At 72.4% G+C, this 22,692-nt stretch carries 20 protein-coding genes and 1 pseudogene; 8 read left to right on the forward strand and 13 right to left on the reverse strand.

All coding sequences use genetic code 11. From position 1 onward, the window contains the following. Positions 1-13: 13 nt before the first annotated feature. The 4 genes and pseudogenes from ACZ7EG_RS22320 to ACZ7EG_RS22335 all read right to left on the reverse strand — a co-directional run bounded on the left by ACZ7EG_RS22320 (position 14) and on the right by ACZ7EG_RS22335 (position 3,130). Entirely contained in the window at positions 14-334 is a 321-nt protein-coding gene (locus tag ACZ7EG_RS22320) for a DUF3040 domain-containing protein (RefSeq protein ID WP_471081466.1), read from the reverse strand. A 103-nt stretch (positions 335-437) separates the two neighbouring features. Then, positions 438-1,364 carry a polysaccharide pyruvyl transferase family protein gene (locus tag ACZ7EG_RS22325; RefSeq protein ID WP_471081469.1) on the reverse strand — a complete coding sequence of 309 codons (927 nt, stop codon included), beginning with the start codon at positions 1,362-1,364 and terminating at the stop codon, positions 438-440. Positions 1,365-1,425: 61 nt separating this feature from the next. Then, positions 1,426-2,286 (reverse strand): annotated as a pseudogene (locus ACZ7EG_RS22330) (AbfB domain-containing protein); the annotation flags it as partial. A gap of 31 nt (positions 2,287-2,317) precedes the next feature. Next, positions 2,318-3,130 carry a class I SAM-dependent methyltransferase gene (locus ACZ7EG_RS22335; protein ID WP_471081472.1) on the reverse strand — a complete coding sequence of 271 codons (813 nt, stop codon included), beginning with the start codon at positions 3,128-3,130 and terminating at the stop codon, positions 2,318-2,320. 145 nt (positions 3,131-3,275) lie between these two features. Here ACZ7EG_RS22335 and ACZ7EG_RS22340 point away from each other — a divergent pair, with 145 nt between their 5' ends. Then, positions 3,276-3,632, forward strand: coding sequence for a helix-turn-helix domain-containing protein (locus tag ACZ7EG_RS22340; protein WP_471081475.1), 357 nt, complete (start codon positions 3,276-3,278; stop codon positions 3,630-3,632). Between the two features lie 61 nt (positions 3,633-3,693). Next, the gene (locus tag ACZ7EG_RS22345; protein ID WP_471081478.1) at positions 3,694-4,146 is read left to right on the forward strand and encodes a VOC family protein; all 453 of its coding nucleotides are present in this window, start codon (positions 3,694-3,696) and stop codon (positions 4,144-4,146) included. A 53-nt stretch (positions 4,147-4,199) separates the two neighbouring features. Here the strand turns inward: ACZ7EG_RS22345 and ACZ7EG_RS22350 are convergent, their stop codons facing one another. After that, the gene (locus tag ACZ7EG_RS22350) at positions 4,200-4,424 is read right to left on the reverse strand and encodes a hypothetical protein (protein WP_471081916.1); all 225 of its coding nucleotides are present in this window, start codon (positions 4,422-4,424) and stop codon (positions 4,200-4,202) included. 212 nt (positions 4,425-4,636) lie between these two features. On the opposite strand from ACZ7EG_RS22350, the gene ACZ7EG_RS22355 reads away from it, so the two are divergent. Together ACZ7EG_RS22355 and pntB are read left to right on the forward strand one after the other, a co-directional pair. Further along, entirely contained in the window at positions 4,637-6,193 is a 1,557-nt protein-coding gene (locus tag ACZ7EG_RS22355) for a Re/Si-specific NAD(P)(+) transhydrogenase subunit alpha (protein ID WP_471081480.1), read from the forward strand. A 6-nt stretch (positions 6,194-6,199) separates the two neighbouring features. Beyond that, the gene (pntB, locus tag ACZ7EG_RS22360; protein WP_471081483.1) at positions 6,200-7,633 is read left to right on the forward strand and encodes a Re/Si-specific NAD(P)(+) transhydrogenase subunit beta; all 1,434 of its coding nucleotides are present in this window, start codon (positions 6,200-6,202) and stop codon (positions 7,631-7,633) included. Between the two features lie 276 nt (positions 7,634-7,909). Here pntB and argG read toward each other — a convergent pair whose 3' ends face one another. The 4 genes from argG to ACZ7EG_RS22380 all read right to left on the reverse strand — a co-directional run bounded on the left by argG (position 7,910) and on the right by ACZ7EG_RS22380 (position 14,415). Next, positions 7,910-9,364: an argininosuccinate synthase gene (argG, locus tag ACZ7EG_RS22365; RefSeq protein WP_471081486.1), complete on the reverse strand. Its 1,455-nt coding sequence runs from the start codon at positions 9,362-9,364 to the stop codon at positions 7,910-7,912. A gap of 73 nt (positions 9,365-9,437) precedes the next feature. After that, the gene (gene meaB, locus ACZ7EG_RS22370) at positions 9,438-10,433 is read right to left on the reverse strand and encodes a methylmalonyl Co-A mutase-associated GTPase MeaB (RefSeq protein WP_471081489.1); all 996 of its coding nucleotides are present in this window, start codon (positions 10,431-10,433) and stop codon (positions 9,438-9,440) included. Beyond that, complete coding sequence (scpA, locus tag ACZ7EG_RS22375; protein WP_471081492.1) at positions 10,430-12,604, reverse strand: methylmalonyl-CoA mutase; 2,175 nt, start codon at positions 12,602-12,604, stop codon at positions 10,430-10,432. Before scpA ends, meaB begins: the two co-directional genes overlap by 4 nt. Further along, a complete protein-coding gene (locus tag ACZ7EG_RS22380; protein WP_471081495.1) occupies positions 12,604-14,415 on the reverse strand; it encodes a methylmalonyl-CoA mutase family protein in 1,812 nt (603 codons plus the stop codon). The genes scpA and ACZ7EG_RS22380 overlap by 1 nt, the downstream gene beginning before the upstream one ends. A gap of 299 nt (positions 14,416-14,714) precedes the next feature. Here ACZ7EG_RS22380 and ACZ7EG_RS22385 point away from each other — a divergent pair, with 299 nt between their 5' ends. Continuing rightward, positions 14,715-15,209: an ATP-binding protein gene (locus tag ACZ7EG_RS22385; protein ID WP_471081498.1), complete on the forward strand. Its 495-nt coding sequence runs from the start codon at positions 14,715-14,717 to the stop codon at positions 15,207-15,209. 31 nt (positions 15,210-15,240) lie between these two features. Here the strand turns inward: ACZ7EG_RS22385 and ACZ7EG_RS22390 are convergent, their stop codons facing one another. Then, the gene (locus ACZ7EG_RS22390; protein WP_471081501.1) at positions 15,241-16,596 is read right to left on the reverse strand and encodes a hypothetical protein; all 1,356 of its coding nucleotides are present in this window, start codon (positions 16,594-16,596) and stop codon (positions 15,241-15,243) included. A 113-nt stretch (positions 16,597-16,709) separates the two neighbouring features. Between ACZ7EG_RS22390 and ACZ7EG_RS22395 the strand changes: the two genes are divergently transcribed. Then, positions 16,710-17,951: a molybdopterin-dependent oxidoreductase gene (locus ACZ7EG_RS22395; RefSeq protein WP_471081504.1), complete on the forward strand. Its 1,242-nt coding sequence runs from the start codon at positions 16,710-16,712 to the stop codon at positions 17,949-17,951. Positions 17,952-18,303: 352 nt separating this feature from the next. Here the strand turns inward: ACZ7EG_RS22395 and ACZ7EG_RS22400 are convergent, their stop codons facing one another. From ACZ7EG_RS22400 to ACZ7EG_RS22410, 3 genes are read right to left on the reverse strand one after another with little or no spacing between them, the layout of a single operon-like run. Further along, entirely contained in the window at positions 18,304-19,062 is a 759-nt protein-coding gene (locus tag ACZ7EG_RS22400; protein ID WP_471081506.1) for a class I SAM-dependent methyltransferase, read from the reverse strand. Beyond that, entirely contained in the window at positions 19,059-19,712 is a 654-nt protein-coding gene (locus ACZ7EG_RS22405) for a TIGR04282 family arsenosugar biosynthesis glycosyltransferase (RefSeq protein ID WP_471081509.1), read from the reverse strand. The genes ACZ7EG_RS22400 and ACZ7EG_RS22405 overlap by 4 nt, the downstream gene beginning before the upstream one ends. Beyond that, a complete protein-coding gene (locus ACZ7EG_RS22410; protein WP_471081512.1) occupies positions 19,709-20,494 on the reverse strand; it encodes a glycosyltransferase family 2 protein in 786 nt (261 codons plus the stop codon). Before ACZ7EG_RS22410 ends, ACZ7EG_RS22405 begins: the two co-directional genes overlap by 4 nt. 122 nt (positions 20,495-20,616) lie before the next feature. Between ACZ7EG_RS22410 and ACZ7EG_RS22415 the strand changes: the two genes are divergently transcribed. Both ACZ7EG_RS22415 and ACZ7EG_RS22420 read left to right on the forward strand, forming a co-directional pair. Further along, positions 20,617-21,432, forward strand: coding sequence for a response regulator transcription factor (locus ACZ7EG_RS22415; RefSeq protein ID WP_471081515.1), 816 nt, complete (start codon positions 20,617-20,619; stop codon positions 21,430-21,432). Next, the gene (locus ACZ7EG_RS22420; RefSeq protein ID WP_471081518.1) at positions 21,429-22,541 is read left to right on the forward strand and encodes a sensor histidine kinase; all 1,113 of its coding nucleotides are present in this window, start codon (positions 21,429-21,431) and stop codon (positions 22,539-22,541) included. Before ACZ7EG_RS22415 ends, ACZ7EG_RS22420 begins: the two co-directional genes overlap by 4 nt. The last annotated feature ends 151 nt before the right edge of the window (positions 22,542-22,692 follow it).

Consider the following 22,692-nt stretch of genomic DNA (forward strand, 5'->3'; position numbering starts at 1 on the left):
GAGAGGGGTGCGCTCAGCTCCCGCACCACCGGCACATCAGCCGGAACCCGGCGAACATCGTCAGGGGCCATATCGCGGCGAACGCCCAGATCACACCCGGATCGGACGTGACGATCCCGGCCACCATCAGCCCCGTCGACACCGCGAGCAGGAGCGCCACGGTCCAGACGCGAGGGCGGTAGGAGGCCAGACGGGCCAGCACGCGGGCGAGGTCGGGGCGGCGGCTCACTCGATGGGTACGCAGCTTGCGGTCGAGGCGACGGTCGCGGCGCAGGGCCCGTTCCATCTCGTCGAGGATGCGCTGCTCATTCTCGGGAAGTCGGCCGATGGACACGCTCTCTCCTTCCGGGCGGCCGGACCGTCTCTCCTCCCGGGGGGACGTGCGGCGGGGACGTACGCGGGGGACGTACAAGCGGATGCCCCGTGGGGCCGCTGAGCTAACCGGGCACCGGGCGCGCCAGGGCCTCGACGAGCCGGTCAGCGCTGTCGGGGACGGTGCCCTCGCGGAACCCGTCGCGGATCTGCCGCGCGGTCACCCGGCCGCCGGTCAGGCACCAGTCCCACCAGCGGTCCAACTGCCGCACGTCCAGCCGCTCGGCGGGCACCAGTGCGGGCCAGCCGCAGGCACGGGCCTGTGCGGTCAGCTTGGCGCCGCCCGCGACGGGGTCGACGGCCAGCACCGGCGTGCCCACCCGCAGCGCGATCACCAGCCCGTGCAGCCGGTCGGTGACGACCAGGTCCAGCCGGGCCAGCACGGACTGCAGTTGCGCGGGCGTCGCGCTCAGATGCCAGTCGTGCGCGTCCAGCCGGGTCTCCAGCTCCAGCCTGCCGCAGTCCTTCGCGGCCAGCCAGCGCGTCACCTCCTCGGCGACCTGCCCGTGCCGCCGCAACCGCCCGTACTCGTGCTGCCCGTGCGCGAGGATCACCCCGACCACGGGCCGCGCGGGCACGTCCGGGGCGCGGGCCGCCAGGTCCTCCACCGGCTCGCTGTCCGGACCGTCCCGCGGCAGCACCCGGTGGAAGCCGGTCACGGCCGGGCTGCCGGGGTCGATCACCGAGGTGCCGACGGCGATCCGCACGCAGTGCGCGAACCGCCGGTGCAGCTCCTCCACCTGGGGCCCGTGCAGCGGGCCGCACACGAACACGAGATGGGTGTAGTCCTCGGGCCACAGCCGGTCCAGATGCAAAGCCTCCGGACGGAAGCGGGGGCTCCAGGCGACGTCGTAGGGGATGCCGGTCCCTCGCAGCACGTCCTCCACCCGGCGCAGGGCCAGCACGTCACCGGCGGTCGCCTCCCGGTCCCGGAAGCTGAACCACCCGGTCAGCAGCACCCTGCGCGGTCGCTTGCCCTGTTGTGTGTGCACATGCCCTGAGTGCCCGCCCTCGGGCAAGACATTCAGGACATTACGCGCATTTACCCGGCCGTCACTGGGCGTAGAAGGTGGCGTCCGCCCGGTCGGTGGCCGTACTCACCGCCTGCACGTTCAGCAGGTACTCCCAGTGGCGGACGTATCGCCCCGGGTAGTTGTACGACTCGTACGACACGCCCGCCGGGTCCGCGAGCCCGGCACGCTGCCGGAAGGTCGCGTCGGAAGCGAACTGCGCGCTGCCGTCGTTCTTCCGCAGCCACACCTCGAAGTTCTCGTGCCGCAGGTAGTAGCCGGGGAGGTTGGCCGACTCCAGCGAGACCGTGCCGCTGCCGGCGAGGCCCGGCACCACGCGGAACTGCGAGTCGGCGAGCTTGGTGACGTTCGCCTCGATCCGGGCCCGGTAGTCGTAGTGCCGGACGAACCGGTCCGGGAAGTTGTACGAGGAGAAGCGCTGCGGAGTGACCCCGTCGGCCACGGGGATGCCGAGGTTCGGGGTGCCGTCGGCGTTCCAGTGGACCTTCTGCACGCGGGTGCGGCGGTTGGGATCGTCGAGGGGGTCGCCGCTGATGTCCTTGTAGCCGCGGTCGTGGTAGACGAGGATGTCGCTCTTTCCGTCCTCGGAGACCGTGAAGGAGTTGTGGCCCGGGCCGTACTGGCTGGTCGCGGCGCTGCTGACGAACACGGGCGTGGGGCTCTTGCTCCAGGACGCCTGGCTGAGCAGGTTCGCGCCGGCGAAGGCGGTGAGCATGCCCAGGCAGTAGTTGGCGTCGGTGGCGCTCGCGGAGTACGTCATGAACACCTTGCCGCTCCGCTGGACGACGGCCGGGCCCTCGTTGACCTTGTAGCCGACGCTCTCCCAGGAGTAGGTGGGCCGCGACAGCATCACCGGAGTGCCGGTGATCGTCCAATAGGAGGACGGTGAGCGGCTCGATCCCGGGGCGGCCGGGTCAGCCGGTGAAGCGGGCCGTTCCGGTGAGGATGCGCACGTCGAGGTCGGTGACCCGGGCCGCGGTGATCCGGGCGGTGAACTCGGCGCGTACCCGCTCGACGGCGGCCGGTGAGAGCCCGGTGAGCATCCCGCGTGTGCCGCTGCCGGTGGCGAGGGTCCAGGCCGTGTCCGGGGACAGCGGAGTGTCGAACTGCCGCCGCACGACCCGGGGCACGCTGCCGCCGAGGTCCTGGAGCCAGGCCGCGAGGGTGTCCGCGGTGTCGATGCGGGCGAGTTGGTCCCGCTGCGGCCGGCGGGGGAGGTCGCGTTCCGTCAGGACGGACTCCCTCAGGGCCGACTGCCAGCCGTCGAGCGCGCCCTTCTCCCAGACCGTCACGACGAACCGGCCACCGGGGCGCACCTTCCGGGTGAGTGCCGCGGCGTCCCGGTCCATGTCCGGGAAGAAGAACACGCCGAGGGCGCACTGCACGAGGTCGTAGCCGTCGCCGGTCACAGGCCACGAGGTGACGTCGTGGCGGTGGAAGCGGAGGTTGCCCAGGCCCTCCTCCCGCGCCCTGCGCTCGCCGATCGACAGCAGCCCGGTCGCGAGATCCACCGCGTCCACCCGCCCCGCCGGTCCCACGGCCCGCGCGGCCGGCAGCGCGGAGGCTCCTGCCCCGCAGCAGGCGTCCAGCACCGACTCTCCTTCGGCCGGTGCGGCCACGGCCGCCGTGGCCGCACCGACCGGGTCCCACAGTGCCCCGGACCAGAGGTGGAACTCCTCCGCTCCCGCGCTGAAGACGTCTCCGACGGTGTTCGCCCCGGTGGTCATACGGCAGCCCCCTCGTGCGACAGTCCCCTGGTGTCGGGGCCGAGTCTAAGCAGGGCCCTCGTCGAGCCGCCCTGATTTCCCTCAGACCGGCGGCAGTTGGGGCTCGGCCCGTGGGGCGGGAGGCGGGGCGGTGGTGGCCCGGGGGATGACATGGGTCGGCAGCACGACGTGCCGCTCACGGTCCCGCGCCCGGGTCGTCGATGAGCGACAGAGCCGGCTCACCGGCCTCCCAGCCGATCCGCGACGGCGACTGGGCCACCGCTGCACCGACCAGCTGGGACTCGCACCCAAACGGTACGCCCGCCTGCGGCGCTTCCAGCGGCTCCTCGGTCGCGTCGACGCCGGGCCGGGGGCACCGGACTGGGCGGCGCTCGCCGCCGACTGCGGCTACCACGACCAGGCGCACCTGATCCATGAGTTCCGCGCGCTGGCCGGGAGCACCCCGACCGCGTATGCACCGCGCTCGCCCCTCGAACGCAACCACGTGCCGCTGGACGGGTGAACGTCCCCGGACCGGCCTTTTTCTACAATCCACGATCCCCGGCACCGGCGATCGTGAAGGCATGACGAACACACCCGCACAGCAGACCGTCACCCGGCTCTACGCCCGGCTCGTGGTCCCCGACGGCCCCCGCGCGATCGACTTCTACCGGGCCGCGCTCGGCGCCGAGGAGATCGAGCGGTACACCGGCCCCGACGGGAAGATCGTGCACGCCCTGCTGCGGCTCGGCGGCGCGGTCATCGCCGTCAAGGACGCCGACGAGGCCGACCCGGCGCCGGCGTCCCTCGGCGGCAGCCCGGTGATCATGGCCCTCGACGTGCCCGACGCCGACGCCGTGGCCGAGGCCATGCTGCGGGGCGGGGCGACGGTGGTGTACCCCGTCGAAGACCAGCACTACGGGCAGCGCGGCGGCCGTCTCGCCGACCCGTTCGGACACCTCTGGATGATCTCCCAGACGATCGAGGACCTGACGCCCGAGCAGATCCAACAGCACACGGACGAGTTGTTCACCTGACGCTCGGCGTCAGCGGACCTGTCCGGCCGGTTCCTCCACCTTCGCGCTCGCTTTCACCTTGCCGCCCGGGTGGCGCAGCGCGCACAGGTAGCCGATGCCCAGGGCGATGGCAACGGACCCAGTTCGCGGACGATGTCCGGGGCCGCGATCGACACGATGGTCTGGTCGATGAAGGTCATGGCGACGGCGAACATCATCGCCGCCGGCGCGACCGTCTGATGCGGTGCGGCTCGGGAGGGGGCCGCGGCCTCGCCGCGCACCGGGCGCGTGTTGCTCACGACTTGCGCCCGGCGGTGGCGTGTCGCATCACATGACTCATCGGTACCGGGAGTCACGCGGATACCGCGAAATGTGCTCTCCGGCAACCCCCCGGCGGTGTGAGGACGACCTCCTCGGCCATGTGACCGTGGTCCGCCACGGATGCCGCGTCGAACGTGCAGGATGCGGGCACCAAGCAGGACAGACAGTCGAACGACGGGAGAGGCAGACGATGGTCCCAGCGGAACCGCAACCCCAGGGGATCGGCATACCGGCCGAATCCACTGCGGGCGAGACCAGGGTGGCGGCCACGCCGGCCACCGTGGGGAGACTCGTCGCGCTCGGGTACGACGTCACGGTCGAACCGGAGGCGGGAGCCTCGTCCCGCTTCTCCGACGCGGCCTACGTGGAGGCGGGAGCCCGGCTCGGCGACCCGTGGCAGGCGGAGATCGTGCTGAAGGTCAACGCCCCCTCGACCGAGGAGATCGGCCGGCTGCGCGACGGGGCGACGCTGATCGCGCTGGTCAGCCCCGCCCACAACCCGGACCTGGTCGAGGAGTTGGCACGGCGTCCGATCACCGTGCTCGCCATGGACGCCGTACCGCGCATCTCACGCGCCCAGTCCCTGGACGTCCTCAGCTCGATGGCGAACATCGCCGGCTACCGGGCCGTGGTCGAGGCCGCGCACGCCTTCGGCCGCTTCTTCACCGGCCAGGTCACCGCCGCCGGCAAGGTGCCGCCCGCCAAGGTGCTGGTGGCCGGGGCCGGAGTGGCCGGGCTCGCGGCGATCGGCGCGGCCCGCAGCCTCGGCGCCGTGGTCCGCGCCACCGACCCCCGGCCCGAGGTCGCCGAGCAGGTGCGCTCCCTGGGCGGGGAGTTCCTGTCGGTGACCGCCGAGCAGGAGGTGAGCACCGACGGCTACGCCAAGGCCACCTCCGAGGACTACAACCGGCTCGCCGCGCAGCTCTACGCCGAGCAGGCCGCCGATGTCGACATCATCATCACCACCGCGCTCATCCCGGGGCGTCCCGCACCGCGGCTCATCACCGCCGAGGACGTCGCGCGCATGAAGCCCGGCAGCGTGATCGTCGACATGGCCGCGGCCCAGGGCGGCAACGTCGAGGGCACGGTCGCAGGGAAGGCCGTCGTCACCGACAACGACGTGACGATCATCGGCTACACCGACCTGCCCGGCCGGCTCCCCGCTCAGGCCTCCCAGCTGTACGGCACCAACATCGTCAACCTGATGAAGCTGCTCACCCCGGGCAAGGACGGCCGGCTCGTCCTCGACTTCGACGACGTGGTGCAGCGGTCGATGACCGTCGTCCGCGAGGGCGAGAAGACCTGGCCGCCGCCCCCGGTCCAGGTGTCCGCCGCACCCGCCCCGGGCGGGGCGAAGGAGCCGGACGCGGCCCCTGCCGAGGCACCGGCGAAGACCGCCCGCCCGGCCTGGTCCTCGTACGCCCTGGTCGGTGCCGGAGCGCTCGCGCTGTTCCTGATGACGGCCTTCTCGCCGGGTGAACTCCTCGGCCACTTCACGGTGTTCGTCCTGGCGATCGTCATCGGCTTCTACGTCATCGGCAACGTGCACCACGCGCTGCACACCCCGCTGATGTCGGTGACCAACGCCATCTCCGGCATCGTCGTGGTCGGCGCGCTGCTGCAGATCGGGCAGGGCGACACCGCCGTCACCGTGCTGTCGTTCGCCGCGATCCTGCTGGCGAGCATCAACATCTTCGGCGGATTCGCCGTCACCCGCCGCATGCTCGGCATGTTCTCGAAGGGCTGATCAGGGATGACCACAGATACGGCCGCCCAGGCCGCCTACGTCGTCGCCGCGCTGCTGTTCATCCTCAGCCTCGCCGGCCTCTCCCAGCACAAGACGTCCCGCTCGGGAGTCGTCTGGGGCATCGCGGGCATGGTCGTGGCCCTGGCCGCCACGGTCGGGCTCGCCTCCCGCAGCATCACCGCGACCGGGCTCGTCCTCATCGCCGTCGCCACGGCCCTCGGCGCGGGCATCGGCCTGTGGCGGGCCCGGGTGGTCGAGATGACCGGCATGCCGGAGCTGATCGCCATCATGCACAGCCTCGTCGGCCTCGCCGCCGCGTTCGTCGGCTGGAACGGCTACCTCGACGTCGACGCCGAGCTCTCCGGCTCGCTGCTGGCGATCCATCACGCCGAGGTGTTCATCGGGGTGTTCATCGGCGCCGTCACCTTCACGGGTTCCGTCGTCGCGTACCTGAAGCTCTCGGCGCGCATCAACTCCCGCCCGCTCACGCTCCCCGGCAAGCACATCCTCAACATCGGCGCGCTCGTCGCGTTCGTCGCGCTGACGGTGGCGTTCGTCGTCCGCCCGAACATGGGCCTGCTCATCGCGGTCACGGTGATCGCGCTCGCCCTCGGCGCGCACCTGGTCGCCTCCATCGGCGGAGGTGACATGCCGGTGGTCGTCTCGATGCTCAACAGCTACTCCGGCTGGGCCGCCGCCGCTTCGGGCTTCCTGCTCGCCAACAACCTGCTCATCGTCACCGGCGCGCTGGTCGGCTCCTCCGGTGCCTACCTGTCGTACATCATGTGCAAGGCGATGAACCGCTCCTTCATCTCGGTGATCGCCGGTGGTTTCGGCACCCCGGCGGCGGCCGCCGACGAGGGCGAGCAGGGCGAGCACCGGGAGATCAACGCCGAGGAGACCGCGGAACTCCTCTCCAACGCCACCTCGGTGATCATCACCCCGGGCTACGGCATGGCCGTCGCCCAGGCCCAGTACCCCGTCGCCGAACTGGCGCGCAAGCTGCGCGACCGGGGCGTGGAAGTGCGGTTCGGCATCCACCCAGTGGCCGGCCGGCTGCCCGGGCACATGAACGTGTTGCTCGCCGAGGCCAACGTGCCGTACGACATCGTCCTGGAGATGGACGAGATCAACGACGACTTCGCCGCCACCTCGGTCGTCCTGGTCATCGGCGCCAACGACACGGTCAACCCGGCCGCCACCGACAACCCGTCCAGCCCCATCGCCGGAATGCCGGTCCTGCACGTGTGGGAGGCGGCCGACGTGATCGTCTTCAAGCGCTCCATGGCCGCCGGTTACGCGGGCGTGCAGAACCCGCTGTTCTTCCGCGAGAACACCCAGATGCTCTTCGGCGACGCCAAGCAGCGCGTCGAGGACATCCTGCGCGGCCTCGACGCCCTGGACGCACCGGTCCCGGAGATGGCCGGCACGTCGCGCTGAGCGCGGTGCCCCGCCGGTACGGCCGGCGGGGCGCGGGGCGTGGGGATGCGGTCGGCAACGTATCGGCGTTGACCGGTGGACACAGGCACCACGGCAACACCCGCGGCACGCACCGACTGACGCAACCGCGTTGCGACATTGTCGTGTTGCGGAGTCAGCCATGGCCCATCGGCATCGGGCCGGTAGGCACGGAACAGACCCGATCGCCCTACGGACAGCGCGCGTCGAGGCCGGCCCGATGTGATGTCGGACCGGCCTCACGGCGGTGCTGCGGGGTCAGTCCGTGCCGGACTCCATCGCCGCGCGGTCCAGCCACGCGTCCTCCTCCGAGACCTCACCGCGGGAGGCGATGGCCTGGGCGCCGCCCTGGGGCAGCTCCGGCATGGTGCCGATGAGACCGGTCGCGGCGGCCTGGGAGGCGCCGATGGTGGGGCTGCCCGTGCCGATCAGGCCGATGCCGGCGTACTGCTCCAGCTTGGCGCGGGAATCGGCGATGTCGAGGTTGCGCATCGTGAGCTGGCCGATCCGGTCCACCGGGCCGAACGCGGAGTCCTCGGTGCGTTCCATCGACAGCTTGTCCGGGTGGTAGCTGAACGCCGGTCCCGTGGTGTCGAGGATCGAGTAGTCCTCACCGCGCCGCAGCCGCAGCGTCACCTCGCCGGTGACGGCGGCGCCGACCCAGCGCTGCAGCGACTCGCGGATCATCAGCGCCTGCGGGTCCAGCCAACGGCCCTCGTACATCAGCCGGCCGAGACGCCGGCCCTCGGTGTGGTACTGGGCGAGGGTGTCCTCGTTGTGGATCGCGTTCACGAGGCGCTCGTAGGCGGCGTGCAGCAGGGCCATGCCCGGGGCCTCGTAGATGCCGCGGCTCTTGGCCTCGATGATCCGGTTCTCGATCTGGTCCGACATGCCCAGGCCGTGCCGGCCGCCGACGGCGTTGGCCTCCATGACCAGGTCGACGGGGGAGGCGAACTCCTTGCCGTTGATCGACACCGGGCGGCCCTCGGCGAAGCCGATCGTCACGTCCTCGGCGGCGATCTCGACCGACGGGTCCCAGAACCGGACGCCCATGATCGGCTCGACGGTCTCGACGCCGGTGTCCAGGTGCTCCAGCGTCTTGGCCTCGTGGGTGGCGCCCCAGATGTTGGCGTCCGTGGAGTACGCCTTCTCCGTGCTGTCCCGGTAGGGCAGGCCGTGGGCCAGCAGCCACTCGGACATTTCCTTGCGGCCGCCGAGCTCGGTCACGAAGGCCGCGTCCAGCCAGGGCTTGTAGATCCTGAGGTGCGGGTTGGCGAGCAGGCCGTAGCGGTAGAACCGCTCGATGTCGTTGCCCTTGAAGGTCGAGCCGTCGCCCCAGATCTGGACGTCGTCCTCCAGCATCGCCCGGACCAGGAGCGTGCCGGTGACGGCGCGGCCGAGCGGGGTGGTGTTGAAGTACGCCCGTCCGCCCGAGCGGATGTGGAACGCGCCGCAGGTCAGCGCGGCCAGGCCCTCCTCGACCAGCGCGGCACGGCAGTCGACCAGGCGCGCGATCTCGGCACCGTAGGTCTTCGCACGGCCGGGCACCGAGGCGATGTCGGGCTCGTCGTACTGGCCGATGTCGGCGGTGTAGGTGCACGGGACGGCACCCTTGTCGCGCATCCACGCGACCGCGACGGAGGTGTCGAGACCGCCCGAGAAGGCGATGCCGACGCGTTCGCCGGCGGGCAGGGAGGTGAGGACCTTGGACATAGAAAGAGTATGTATCACTTTGCATAGTCATGCAAGCCGGGTATGCGAATTCGCCGTTCCGGTCGCTTCCGGATCAGGAACCCGCTGCCTCGGAGCCGCCGCCCAGCGCGCCGAGGATCCGCTCGGCGGCCAGCGTCGGGGTGAGCTCACCCTCCCGGACCCGCTGCTCCAGCACCGGCGCCAGAGCCCGTACCGCCGGGTCGGCCTGGAGGCGGCCGAGGAGTTCGTCGCGGACCATGGTCCAGGTCCAGTCGACCTGCTGGTCGCGGCGCTTGGCGGTGAGGCGGCCGGTGGAGTCCAGCAGGGTGCGGTGCTGTTCGATGCGCGCCCACACCGTGTCCAGGCCGGTCGACTCGCGGGCACTGCAGTGCAGCACCGGCGGGGTCCAGAACGCGTCCTTGCCGTGCATCAGCCGCAGGGCGCCCGCAAGTTCGCGCGCGGCGGCACGGGCATCGCGCTCGTGCGGCCCGTCCGCCTTGTTGACGGCGATCACGTCGGCCAGCTCCAGCACGCCCTTCTTGATGCCCTGGAGCTGGTCGCCCGTGCGGGCGAGGGTGAGCAGCAGGAACGTGTCGACCATGTTCGCGACGGCGGTCTCGGACTGGCCGACGCCGACCGTCTCCACCAGGACCACGTCGAAGCCGGCCGCCTCCATCACCACGATCGACTCGCGGGTGGCCTTGGCGACCCCGCCCAGCGTGCCCGCCGTGGGGGAGGGGCGCACGAACGCCGCCGGGTCCACGGCCAGGCGCTCCATCCGGGTCTTGTCACCCAGGATGGAGCCGCCGGTACGGCTGGAGGACGGATCGACGGCCAGGACCGCGACCCGGTGCCCGAGCGAGGTCAGCAGCGTGCCGAACGCGTCGATGAACGTCGACTTGCCCACGCCGGGCACCCCGCTGACCCCGATCCGCCGGGCCCGGCCGCTGTGCGGCAGCAGCGCGGTGAGCAAATCCTGGGCCTGCGCGCGGTGTTGCGGCCGGGTCGACTCGACGAGGGTGATGGCCCGGGCGATGATCGCCCGCTTCCCGTCGAGCACGCCCTTCACATACGCGTCGACATCGATCACAGGTCGTGCCCGAGGTCGTCCGACAGCCGCTTCACCAGGTCGTACGCCGCGTCCGGGATCACCGTCCCGGGCGGGAAGACGGCCGCCGCTCCCATCTGAAGCAGCGTGGGCACGTCCTGCGGCGGGATCACCCCGCCGACCACGATCATGATGTCCTCGCGCCCCTCCTCGGCCAGCGCCTCGCGCAGCGCAGGGACGAGGGTGAGGTGACCGGCCGCCAGCGACGAGACGCCGACGATGTGCACGTCCGCCTCGACGGCCTGCCGGGCGACCTCGGCGGGCGTCTGGAACAGCGGGCCGACGTCCACGTCGAAGCCGAGGTCGGCGAAGGCGGTGGCGATCACCTTCTGGCCGCGGTCGTGGCCGTCCTGGCCCATCTTGGCGACCAGGATGCGCGGGCGGCGGCCCTCGGCCTCCTCGAAGGCGGACACCAGGGTGCGGGTGCGGTCCACGCTCGGGGACTCTCCGGTTTCGTTGCGGTACACGCCGGAGATCGTACGGATCTGCCCCGCGTGCCGGCCGTACACCTTCTCCAGGGCGTCCGAGATCTCCCCGACGGTGGCCTTCGCGCGGGCCGCGTGCACCGCCAGCTCCAGCAGGTTGCCCTCGCCGCCGGCGGCCCGGGTCAGCGCCTCCAGCGCGTCCTGGCAGGCCCGCTCGTCGCGCTCCGCGCGCAGCCGCCGCAACTTCTCGATCTGCTGGGCGCGCACGGAGGAGTTGTCGACCTTGAGCACGTCGATCTGCTCGTCGGTCTCCACCCGGTACTTGTTGACCCCGATGACCGGCTGGCGGCCCGAGTCGATCCGGGCCTGCGTACGGGCCGCGGCCTCCTCGATGCGCAGCTTCGGGATGCCCGCGTCGATGGCCTTGGCCATACCGCCCGCGGCCTCGACCTCCTCGATGTGCTGCCAGGCCCGCCGGGCCAGGTCGTACGTCAGCTTCTCCACGTACGCGCTGCCGCCCCACGGGTCGATCACGCGGGTCGTGCCGGACTCCTGCTGGAGCAGCAGCTGCGTGTTGCGGGCGATGCGCGCCGAGAAGTCGGTCGGCAGCGCGAGCGCCTCGTCCAGGGCGTTGGTGTGCAGCGACTGCGTATGGCCCTGCGTCGCCGCCATGGCCTCGACACAGGTGCGCGTCACGTTGTTGAACACGTCCTGCGCGGTCAGCGACCAGCCCGACGTCTGCGAATGGGTGCGCAGGGAAAGCGACTTGGCGTTCTGCGGGTCGAACTGCTTCACCAGCTTCGCCCACAGCAGCCGCGCCGCCCGCAGCTTGGCGACCTCCATGAAGAAGTTCATGCCGATCGCCCAGAAGAACGACAGCCGCGGCGCGAACGCGTCCACGTCCAGGCCCGCTTCACGTCCCGCGCGGATGTACTCGACGCCGTCCGCGAGGGTGTACGCCAGCTCCAGGTCGGCCGTCGCACCGGCCTCCTGGATGTGATACCCGGAGATGGAGATGGAGTTGTAGCGCGGCATCCGCTGCGAGGTGTAGGCGAAGATGTCGGAGATGATCCGCATCGACGGCTTCGGCGGATAGATGTAGGTGTTGCGGACCATGAACTCCTTCAGAATGTCGTTCTGAATGGTTCCGGCCAGCTTCTCGGGCGGTACGCCCTGCTCCTCCGCCGCGACGATGTACAGCGCCAGCACCGGCAGCACGGCGCCGTTCATCGTCATCGAGACGGTCATCTTGTCCAGCGGGATGCCGTCGAACAGCTGCCGCATGTCGTAGATCGAGTCGATGGCCACGCCCGCCATGCCGACGTCGCCGGTCACCCGCGGGTGGTCGCTGTCGTAACCCCGGTGCGTGGGCAGGTCGAAGGCGACGGACAGACCCTTCTGGCCGGCCGCGAGGTTGCGCCGGTAGAAGGCGTTGGACTCCTCGGCCGTCGAGAAGCCGGCGTACTGGCGGATCGTCCAGGGCTGGTTGACGTACATCGTCGGGTACGGGCCGCGCAGGTACGGCGCCGCTCCCGGCCGCGTGTCGAGGAAGTCCAGGCCCTCCAGGTCACGGCCGGTGTAGAGCGGCTTGACGGCGATGCCCTCCGGGGTCTCCCAGAGCAGATCGTCCCCGCCGGAGGCGTTCTTGACCGCCGTACGCCACTCGTCGGCGCCGCCGTCGGGGGCCGGGGTGCCCAGCTCGATCCCGGAGAAGTCGGGGATTCCCATCAGGACACAACTCCCATGCGGTCAAGGGTGGCGGACAGCACGGCGACGGCGTCACAGCCCGCGAACACGTACGCGTCGACCCCGGGGTGGTCCCCGGGTCGGCCCGCGAGGAACACATGCCGTGCACCGGCGGCCTTCAGGGACCGGACGGTGGCCTCGGCCTGCTCCGCGTACAGCGCGTCGCTGGAGCACAGCACGGCCTCCGTCGCACCGCTTGTCTCGAAGGTGCCCTCCGTGACCGGCTCGATGCCGCCGGCCTGGAAGAGGTTCGAGGCGAACGTGAGGCGCGCGGTGTGGGCGGCGGCCGGGCCCAGCGCGGCGAGGAAGATCCGCGGCCGGGACCCGGTCGCGGCGAGGTGGGCGTCGGAGCGGGCGCGCAGCGCCTCGTACGCCTCGTCACGGCGGACGCGCGGCAGCCCGCCGGAGCGCGGCTCGGGAGCGTCCGCGCGGACGACCGGCTTCTCCGCCAGGAACGGGAACTCGCTGACACCGGTGATGGGTTCGCGCCGCTTGGCCAGCAGGCCCGCGCGGGCCTGCCAGGTCTCGGCGAGATCCCGCTCCAGGTCGCCCGAGCGCAGGGCGGCCGGCATGCCGCCGAGCCGCTCGATCCGCTGGAAGAACTCCCAGCCCGCCTGGGCGAGTTCGTCGGTGAGCCGCTCCACGTACCAGGAGCCGCCCGCCGGGTCGATCACCCGGGCCAGGTGCGACTCCTCGATGAGGATGGTCGAGGTGTTGCGGGCGATCCGGCGCGCGAACGCGTCCGGCAGGCCGAGGGCGTGGTCGAAGGGCAGCACCGTGACCGCGTCGGCCCCGCCCGCGCCGGCGGCCAGCGTGGCGATCGTGGCGCGCAGCATGTTCACCCACGGGTCGCGGCGCGTCATCATCACCGGCGACGTCACGACGTGCTGGAGCTGCGCCCCCGCGCGCGGCGCCCCGCAGGCCTCGGCCACCCGGGCCCACAGCCGGCGCGCGGCCCGCAGCTTGGCGATCGTCAGGAACTGGTCCGCGGTCGCCGCGTACCGGAACTCCAACTGGGCACAGGCCTGTGTGACGTCCAGCCCGGCCCCGGTCAGCTCCCGCAGATACGCCACCCCGGTGGCCAGCGAGCAGCCCAGCTCCTGGGCGGCCGAACCACCGGCCTCGTGGTACGGCAGCGCGTCCACGGTCAGCGCCCGCAGCCCCGGGTACTCCCCGGCGCACCACCGCGCGAGCTCCGCCGCCGGCGCGGTCTCGCACCGCTGTCCGGTACGGGCCTCGTGGCCGAGCGGATCCGCGCCCAGATTGCCGCGCGCCGCGTCCCGGGAGACACCCCGCTCCTCGTACACCCGCAGCAACTCCCGCGCGGCGGGCTCGGCGTCGCGCCCCGCGTCGAGGACGACGGGCGCCAGATCGAGGTACACGCCGTCGAGGACCCGGCCGAGGTCCGGCACCGCGATGCCGCCCTCTCCGACCGTCAGCCAGAGGGAGGTGACACCGTTCTCCAGGTCCCCGAGCACCGCGTCACGGTCGGCCACCGTGTGCCGTTGCCGTACGTCCCAGCCGCCGACCGTGTTCCCCTCGGCGCGGCCGCCGCGCACAAAGGGAGCGAAACCGGGGAAACCCGGCTCGGGCGCGGAGTCGTGGGCGGTGTAGAGGGGGCGGGTACGCAACCCGTCCTCCAACGCGGTGGACAGGGCTTCCTCGGCCTCGGCCCCCTCGACGTCCTTGCCCGATTTGCGCAGTACGCCCGCCACAAGGCGCTGCCACTGCTCATGGGGCACGTCAGGGAACTCGCCGGCCAGCTCAAGCCCGTCGTCAGGCAGGACCGTCATGCTCGGATGTTAGGCCACGTTAACGAACGAGCAGCAGAGGGAGCGGCTGTGACCTTGCCCTCGCTGTGGCTGTGACCTCGCTCTCCCCGTCCTGCGCCCTGCGGGTGCGAGCGGTGAGTGCCGCCCATGCTAGCGACGTGTCCGTCTGCGGGGCCCGGTGTGTGGCGAGGAAATGACGGCCGTCATGCGGCGCAGAGCACACCAGTCGGTGGACCACCGGCGGTGTGTGCGCTGAGCGCCTGGGTAGACGAACGGCCGGAAGGTCACCTGGCAACACGAATACAATGAAAGAGCCCCGTATGGTCATCCCGCTTATGAAGCAGGCGGAAGATGAGCCGGGCGCGGACGAGCGGGCCACGCTGCGCTGCGGCGCGGTCTGGGCCGAAGGCGCGGCGTGCGCTGTCGAGGCGCGCCGGGCGCTGCGCGCGTTTCTGTCGCACGTACCGTGTACCGGCCGCACGTCCGTGCCGGCCCCCCTGGCGATCGACGCCGAGTTGGTCGTCAGTGAACTGGTCACCAACGCGATCCGGCACGCACCCGGCCCCTGCGGGATGATCCTCCAACTGTCCGAGGACGGACTCGCCATCACCGTGTGGGACACCTCCGCCGAGCCGCCGGTGGTAAGGCAGCGCGACGGGCAGCGCTTCGGCGGCCACGGGATGCACGTGGTGCACACGGTCAGCGCGGAGGTCGTGGTCCGTCCCCTCGGCCGCGGCAAGCGGATCACGGCCTGCCTGCGCCCGGCGCGGGACGACGAAGCCGACGCCGTGATCGACGCCGACCCGGCCGCCTGAGCCCCGCGACGAGGTCGTCTCCCGGCAGGGTTCACCACCCGGTGAGCAGCAGATGGTTGAGGAGCAGTGCGAGCAGCGCCTGGGTGGTGAGCCACAGGCGGGGGCGGGTGAGGAACGCGCAGGCCGGGAGCAGCCACAGGGCGAAGGGGAGCCAGATGCGTTCCGTCTCCGCCTTGCTCATGCCGGACAGGTCGGCGACCAGGAGGGCAGCCAGCGCGGCGCTCGCGAGGAACGCGAGGCGGAGGTCGGCCCCTGGCCCGGTGCGATGCCGGATCAGTACGGCCGCCGTCCGCCGCAGCCCTGCCGCCGTCGCCAGGCCCGTGACGAGCACTGCGCAGGCCAGGTTGGCCCACACCCAGTAACCGTAGGGACGGATGCCCCCCGCGCCTTGGCCGTAGCGCGTGACCAGCAGGCGGTAGGCCTCCCACCAGTCGAAACCCGCGAGCGTGAACACCGTGGGAACCACGGCGAGTCCGGCGAGCAGCGCCGCCGCCAGCACCGGGCGCTCCCGGACCCCGTGGCGGCCGAGCACCAGGACCGCCGCCGCGATCAGCGCGACGAGGGTGAGGCCGTACGACAGGTAGCAGGTCAGGCCGAGCAGCAGCCCGGACGCGCCCGCCCACGCCGGGGATCTCCGGGTGACCGCCAGTGCCGAAAGTGCCACGGCCCATGCCGCCACCGCCGCGAAGTACGCGTCGGCCGAGGTGCCCATCCACACGGCCGCCGGGGCCAGGACCAGGAAGGGGGCCGCCCGGCGGGCGAGCGCCTCGTCGGCCAGGGCGCGGATCGCGACCAGCACGGCCACGCAGGCGGTCGCCCCGACGGTGATGCACCACATCCCGGCCCAGCCCCCGCCCCGCAGCCCGATCCGGTCGAGCAGCACGAAGGTGAGGGTGGCGGCGGGCGGGTGCCCGGCGACGTGGGCGGGCCAGTTGTCGGGTGAGTCGAGCAGGATGTGCCCGGTGAATCCCCGCAGCGCTGCCGGGATGTCGTCGAAGCGGTCGATGACCCGCAGATATTCGTGGCGGGTGGTGAGCCTGCGGGCGATGCCCCGATGCCATCCGTCGACCAGGGCGAGGGACAGGATCCACACCATGGCCGTGCCCCAGGCGGCCGGGAGCAGGGCACGCCAGGGGAGACGGGCCGCCAGGACGGGCCCGTACGCCACGGTGGCGGCCGCCACCAGGGCGGCGGCCGGGGTGCCGGGGCCCAGATGCGGCCCCCAGGACGCCAGCAGCGGAGGCCAGTCGACGAACAGCGTCCGGCTGGTGTCCTCGATGCGGCGGCCGGCCAGTACGGACGCCGTCACGAGCAGCACGGCGGCCCCGGCGGCGCACACATCGCGGCGCAGACCTCGGGACGGGGCGGTGGGTGGGGTGCGGATCACACCGGCACGCTAGGCCGCGCGGCCGGTCGCGGACCCCCGACCGGGCCCGACGTCAGCGTTTCGTCATGGGTCGCGCACCCTTTCGCGGGGGGTTCGCGGCCTACCGTCGCCTCATGCGAGACGATCCACGCGATCCGCGGTTCCCCACGTCCCCCGGCTTCTGGCGCAGCCCCCTGCGAGGCCCCTGGTTCACCTCGGTGCTGGGTCTGGTCCTCCTGGCCGGCGTCACCGTGCTGTTCGTGACGGGACTCCTCTCGTACGCCGCCTACAACCCGGACCTGTCGCCGGTCAACGACAAGACCCCGGACAAGGGGATCCTCGGCTTCTACCTGTTCGCCTGGCCGACCGACCCGCACTGGCTGTACCGGCTGAACCAGGGCGTCCACGTCACCCTCGGCCTCACGCTGATCCCCGTCCTGCTCGCCAAGCTGTGGTCCGTCGTGCCGCGGCTGTTCGCCCTGCCGCCGGCCCGTTCGCTCGCGCACGCCCTCGAGCGGATCTCGCTGCTGCTGCTGGTCGGGGGCGGGCTGTTCGAGTTCGTGACCGGTGTCCTCAACGTCCAGCTCGACTACGTCTTCCCGGGCTCGTTCTACCCCCTGCACTTCTACGGCGCCTGGGTGTTCTTCGCCGCCTTCGTGGCCCACGCCCTGCTGAAGACGCCCACGGCACTGCGCAACCTGCGGCAGCTGCGGGAGGAGAAGAACGACCTGGTCTCCCCGCGCCCCGCCGAGCCGACCGTCTCCCGGCGGGGCGCCCTGTGGTTCGTCGGGGGCGGCTCGCTCCTGCTGTTCGTCACGACCGTGGGGCAGAACTTCGGCGGCCCGCTGCGGCGCACCGCCCTCCTCGCCCCGCACGGCGGTGGCGAACCCGGCAGCGGCCCGAACGGCTTCCAGATCAACAAGACCGCCGCGTACGCCGGGATCGACTCGGCCGAAGCGGCCGAGGACGCCTGGCGGCTCGTCGTGACGGGACGTACCGGAACGGTCCGCCTCAGCCGGGCCCAGCTCGCCGAACTCCCCTTGTACAGCTCGTCGTTGCCCATCGCCTGCGTGGAGGGCTGGTCCACGCCGGACCAGTGGTGGCGCGGGGTGCGGCTGCGCGACCTCGCGGCCCTCGTGGGGTACGGGGACGACCCGCCGGACGTGTTCGTCGAGTCCCTCCAGCTGCACGGCGCCTTCCGGAAGGCCGCCCTGCGCGCCAACCAGGTGGCCGACCCGCGTTCTCTGCTCGCTCTGTACGTCAACGGCGAGGAGCTGTCCCCCGACCACGGCTACCCGGCGCGGATCATCGTGCCCGCCGCGCCCGGCGTGCTCAACACCAAGTGGGTGGCCCGGATGACGTTCGGAGACCTGTGATGCGGATGAAGGGGAGAAGTGTGATGCGCAGGCCCGTGATGCGGGGACGCTTCGTCATCGGCAGCCCCCTGCACCTCCTCCTGCTGTGCGGCTCGTTCGCCCTCGCGGCCTACGCGGGCGTGCGGCTGCTGGCCGGCGACTGGTTCGGCGTGGCCCTGTGGATCGTGGGCGCAGCGCTGCTGCACGACCTCGTGCTGCTGCCGCTGTACGCGGCGGCGGACCGGGCGGTGGTACGGGCGCTCGGCGGGGTCCGCCGCCGGGAGTGGGCGATGTACGTACGCGTACCGGCCGCCCTCTCCGGGCTGCTGCTCCTCGTGTGGTTCCCGCTGATCAGCTCCATGGTGGAGGCGCGCTACCGGTCCGCCACCGGCCTGCCGCCGGAGGTGTTCCTCACGCGCTGGCTGCTGATCACCGCCGTCCTCTTCGGTGGCTCGGCGCTGCTGCTGGTGGTGCGGCTGCCGGGACTGCGCAGGGCGGCGAAACGCCGCCCGCCGGCCGTCCACTGACCGGCCCGCTCCCAGTCCCGCGCGTACCTCAGCAGCGCACGGGTGCCGAGCCGCGCCCAGGGGAACGGGGCGCCGGAGACTGTGTGGGCATCGGTGATGTGGACGTCCACGCGTTCGTCGACGTCCGCGGGCGCGGTCTCGGCGATCAGCAGGCCACCGGGGCGCAGGAGCTCCGCGACCCGCTGCAGCAGGGCACACGGGTCGCCGCCGATGCCGATGTTGCCGTCCATGAGCAGCACGGTGTCCCAGCGGCCCGCACCGGGCAGGGGCGCGAAGACGGAGCGCCGCAGCGCCCGGCCCCCGAGCCGGACGCTGTGCTCCACCGCGGCCCCGCTGACGTCGATCCCGAGGGCGGTCCGGCCCCGGGCGGCCAGTTCCGCCACGAGCCGTCCGGGCCCGCACCCCACGTCGAGTACGGCACCCTCGCACCGGTCCAGCACGTCCCGGTCGACCGAGTCGGCCCGGGCGCACCAGCGTTCCACCTCCAGCGGCAGCAGCCAGCCGTCCGGGCGCCGCAGGAACAGAGGGCCGCGGCCGGCCCGCAGGGCGGCGTCATAGGGGCCTGCGTCGGCCCAGGCCAGGGCGGTGGCGGGTGGGGCGCTCATCGAGGACCGGCCGTCGGTGAGGCCGGCCCGGCGGCGGGCGTCCCGGCCACGGTGCACCGGGCGAGCCGCGCCGCGAAGCGCCCTCGTGGGGCCAGCGCGGCCACCGCGTGGGCGTCGGGAGCGGTGTCGACATCGCGCAGGGGCGGCAGGTCGCGCACCCGCAGGCCCGCCGCGACCAGCCGTCCCCGCTGCACGGCACCCGTCACCGGTGTCGACATCGGCACGCCCCGCAGCAGAGAGGGGTCCGGATTCGCCAGGCCGAGGGCCCAGAAGCCGCCGTCCTCGGCCGGGCCGAACCAGGCGTCGCAGCCGGTGAAGTCCACGGTGAGCAGCTCCGGGGTCACCTGCGGGGTGTCCATGCCGATGAGCAGGGCCGGGCCGGTGCAGCGCGCGAAGGCCTGCGCCAGCCGCTCGTCCAGGTGGCCCGCGCACTGCGCCACGACGTCGAAACCGGGCGGCAGCCAGGGGCCGGGCGCGCCGTCGAGCACGAGGACGCGCCGGGTGGCGGGCGCGGCGGCCACGGCGTGCAGGGTGTCCGCGAGGGCCGCTTCGGCCAGTGCGGCCGCCTGCTGGGGTGTGAACGGCGGCGTGAGCCGGGTCTTCACCCGGCCCGGCCGCGGCTCCTTGGCGATGACGAGGAGCGTGGTCAACGGACGGTTCCCCCTTCGTGTGCGGGGGGTTCGTGTGCCGGGGCTTCGTCCGTCGGGGTTGCGTGTGCGGGGGGTTCGTGTGCTGGGGCTTCGTCTGCTGGGGTTTCGTGTGCTGGGGCTTCGGCCAGCACGCGGCTCATGTCCCGTACGGCCTGCCACGTACCGCGCCACGTGCCGGTCACCTTCGAGGCGCCCGTGCGCGGCAGATACGGCACGTCGTGCTCCTGGATCCGCCATCCCGCGTCGGCCGCACGGACCACCATCTGGAGCGGATAACCACTGCGCCGGTCGGTGAGGCCGAGCGCGAGCAGCGGCTCACGGCGGGCGGCGCGCAGGGGACCGAGGTCGCGCAGGCGCAGCCCGGTGCGCCGGCGCAGCATCCGCGCCAGCGCGAGATTCCCGGCCCGGGCATGCGGCGGCCACGCCCCCCGCCCCTGTGGACGCCGCCGCCCGAGCACCAGGTCGGCCCGTCCGTCGCGCACTTCGCGCACGAAGGGGACCAGGAGAGCGGGGTCGAGGGAGGCGTCACAGTCGCAGAAGCACACCACCTCGGCGGTGGCGGCCGTCAGCCCGGCGTGGCAGGCCGCGCCGAAGCCCCGCCGCGGCTCGTGCAGCACGGTCGCGCCCCGCGCACGGGCGATGTCGGCCGAGCCGTCCGTGGAACCGTTGTCGACGACGAGTGCGCGCCAGCCCGGCGGAATCCGTTCGAGCACCCAGGGGAGGGCCTCGGCCTCGTTCAGGCAGGGCAGCACCACGTCGACGTCCGAAGGTGTCGTCGTCACGGTTTCACCCTACGAACACGAATCGGGCATTACGGACTACCGGTCCTTACGAAACGCGGACGTCGGGGGCCAGGGCGGCTCCCGGGCCCCCGCCTGCGGCGGCGCGGTGCCAGGCTGGAGACATGCAGCAACAGCCGTACGAGCCCCTCGGGGCCGAGGACGCGTCCCCCAGGATCCTGGTGGTGGACGACGATCCGACCGTCGCCGAGGTCGTCGCCGGATACCTGGACCGCGCCGGTTACCGCGTCGACCGCGCCGACGACGGCCCGACCGCCCTCGCCCGCGCCGCCGCGCACCGCCCCGACCTGGTCGTGCTCGACCTGATGCTGCCCGGCATGGACGGCCTGGAGGTGTGCCGGCGCATCCGCGGCAACGGGCCCGTGCCCGTCATCATGCTCACTGCCCGCGGCGACGAGGACGACCGCATCCTGGGCCTGGAGGTCGGCGCCGACGACTACGTCACCAAGCCCTTCAGTCCTCGCGAACTCGTTCTGCGCGTGGAGTCGGTGCTGCGCCGCAGCCGCCCCGTCGCCACGGGAAGCCGGCTGGGAGCGGCCGGCCTGGCCGTGGAGCCGGCGGCCCGCCGAGCCACCAAGAACGGCACCGAACTCGCCCTCACCCTGCGCGAGTTCGACCTGCTCTCCTTCTTTCTGCGGCACCCCGGGCGGGCGTTCGGCCGCGAGGACCTGATGCGCGAGGTCTGGGGGTGGGACTTCGGCGACCTGTCGACCGTCACGGTCCACGTCCGCCGCCTGCGCGGCAAGGTCGAGGACGACCCGGCCCGGCCCCGCCTGATCCAGACCGTCTGGGGCGTGGGCTACCGCTTCGAACCCGGTGAGCCCGGTGAACCCGGTGAACCCGGAGAACCTGGTGAGCCCGGTGAGCCCGGTGAACCTGGTGAGCCCGGTGAGCCCGGGGAAGGGGACGACCGACCGTGAACGACACCCTCCTGATCGCCCTGTACGCCTTCGCCGGTGCCGCCGCGACGGGGCTGGCCGGAGCGGGCGTACTGCGCCTGATCCGCCGCCGTTCGCTGACCGTCTCCCTCGCCGTGGTGGCGGCGGTCGGTGTCGTCGCGATGCTCGCCGGCACGCTCGTCGTCGCCTGGGCGATGTTCCTGTCGGCACACGACCTGACCGTCGTCACCACGGTCGTCGCCATGGCGGCCGTCGTCTCGCTGGCCACCGCCCTGCTGCTGGGCCGGTGGGTCGTCGCCCGCAGCCGTGAACTCGCCGTGGCCGCACGCTCCTTCGGGGACGGCGGGGACTTCGCCGCACCCGATGGACCCGCCACCGCCGAACTCGCCGCACTGAGCCGAGAGTTGGCGGCCACCAGCGTCAGGCTGGCCGAGTCCCGGGAGCGGGAACGCGCCCTGGAGGCGTCCCGTCGTGAACTCGTCGCCTGGATCTCGCACGACCTGCGCACCCCGCTGGCCGGTCTGCGCGCCATGTCGGAGGCTCTGGAGGACGGCGTCGCCGCCGACCCGAACCGCTATCTCCGGCAGATGCGCACCGAGGTCGAACGCCTCAACGACATGGTCGGCGACCTCTTCGAGCTCTCCCGCATCCACGCCGGGACCCTGGCGCTGACGCCCACCCGGATCTCCCTGTACGACCTCGTCGGCGACGCCCTCGCCGGCGTGGACCCCCTCGCCCGCGAGTACGGGGTGCGGCTGGTGGGCGGCCGGATCGAGCCGGTGCCGGTGGAGGTGGACGGCAAGGAGATGAGCCGGGTGCTGGGCAATCTGCTGGTCAACGCGATCCGCCGGACCCCGGCCGACGGCACGGTCGCCATCACCGCCGAGCGTTCGCCCGAGGGCGTCGTCCTGTCCGTGACGGACGCCTGCGGCGGTATCCCCGAGGAGGACCTGCCGCGCGTCTTCGACACCGGCTGGCGCGGCACTCACGCCCGGACGCCCCCGGCGGGTGCGGGCCTGGGCCTCGCCATCGTCCGCGGCATCGTGGAGGCCCACCAGGGCCGGACCGGCGTACGCAACATCCCCGGCGGGTGCCGTTTCGAGGTGGTACTCCCGGCGGCCGCGTCCTGAGTGCGGCCGGAGCGGCGGGGGTTTGTCTCGAGCGTGTCCCGGCGGGCGGTCGTGTCCTGATGGCGGCGGCGCTCATCGGGTCTGTTCTTCGCATGTCCCTGCCCGCGGCCGCGTCCTGAGCGCGGCCGGAGTCGTGGGGTCTGTCTCGTGT

This window comes from Streptomyces sp. NPDC037100, assembly GCF_055606225.1.

Bases quoted from the DNA above. Each gene is read 5' to 3' on its own strand.
- ACZ7EG_RS22380 (WP_471081495.1), bottom strand. From the start codon at position 14,415: ATGACGGTCCTGCCTGACGACGGGCTTGAGCTGGCCGGCGAGTTCCCT.
- ACZ7EG_RS22345 (WP_471081478.1), top strand. From the start codon at position 3,694: ATGACGAACACACCCGCACAGCAGACCGTCACCCGGCTCTACGCCCGG.
- argG (WP_471081486.1), bottom strand. From the start codon at position 9,364: ATGTCCAAGGTCCTCACCTCCCTGCCCGCCGGCGAACGCGTCGGCATC.
- ACZ7EG_RS22385 (WP_471081498.1), top strand. From the start codon at position 14,715: ATGGTCATCCCGCTTATGAAGCAGGCGGAAGATGAGCCGGGCGCGGAC.
- ACZ7EG_RS22395 (WP_471081504.1), top strand. From the start codon at position 16,710: ATGCGAGACGATCCACGCGATCCGCGGTTCCCCACGTCCCCCGGCTTC.
- ACZ7EG_RS22335 (WP_471081472.1), bottom strand. From the start codon at position 3,130: ATGACCACCGGGGCGAACACCGTCGGAGACGTCTTCAGCGCGGGAGCG.
- ACZ7EG_RS22355 (WP_471081480.1), top strand. From the start codon at position 4,637: ATGGTCCCAGCGGAACCGCAACCCCAGGGGATCGGCATACCGGCCGAA.
- ACZ7EG_RS22400 (WP_471081506.1), bottom strand. From the start codon at position 19,062: ATGAGCGCCCCACCCGCCACCGCCCTGGCCTGGGCCGACGCAGGCCCC.
- ACZ7EG_RS22340 (WP_471081475.1), top strand. From the start codon at position 3,276: ATGACATGGGTCGGCAGCACGACGTGCCGCTCACGGTCCCGCGCCCGG.
- pntB (WP_471081483.1), top strand. From the start codon at position 6,200: ATGACCACAGATACGGCCGCCCAGGCCGCCTACGTCGTCGCCGCGCTG.
- scpA (WP_471081492.1), bottom strand. From the start codon at position 12,604: ATGGGAATCCCCGACTTCTCCGGGATCGAGCTGGGCACCCCGGCCCCC.
- ACZ7EG_RS22415 (WP_471081515.1), top strand. From the start codon at position 20,617: ATGCAGCAACAGCCGTACGAGCCCCTCGGGGCCGAGGACGCGTCCCCC.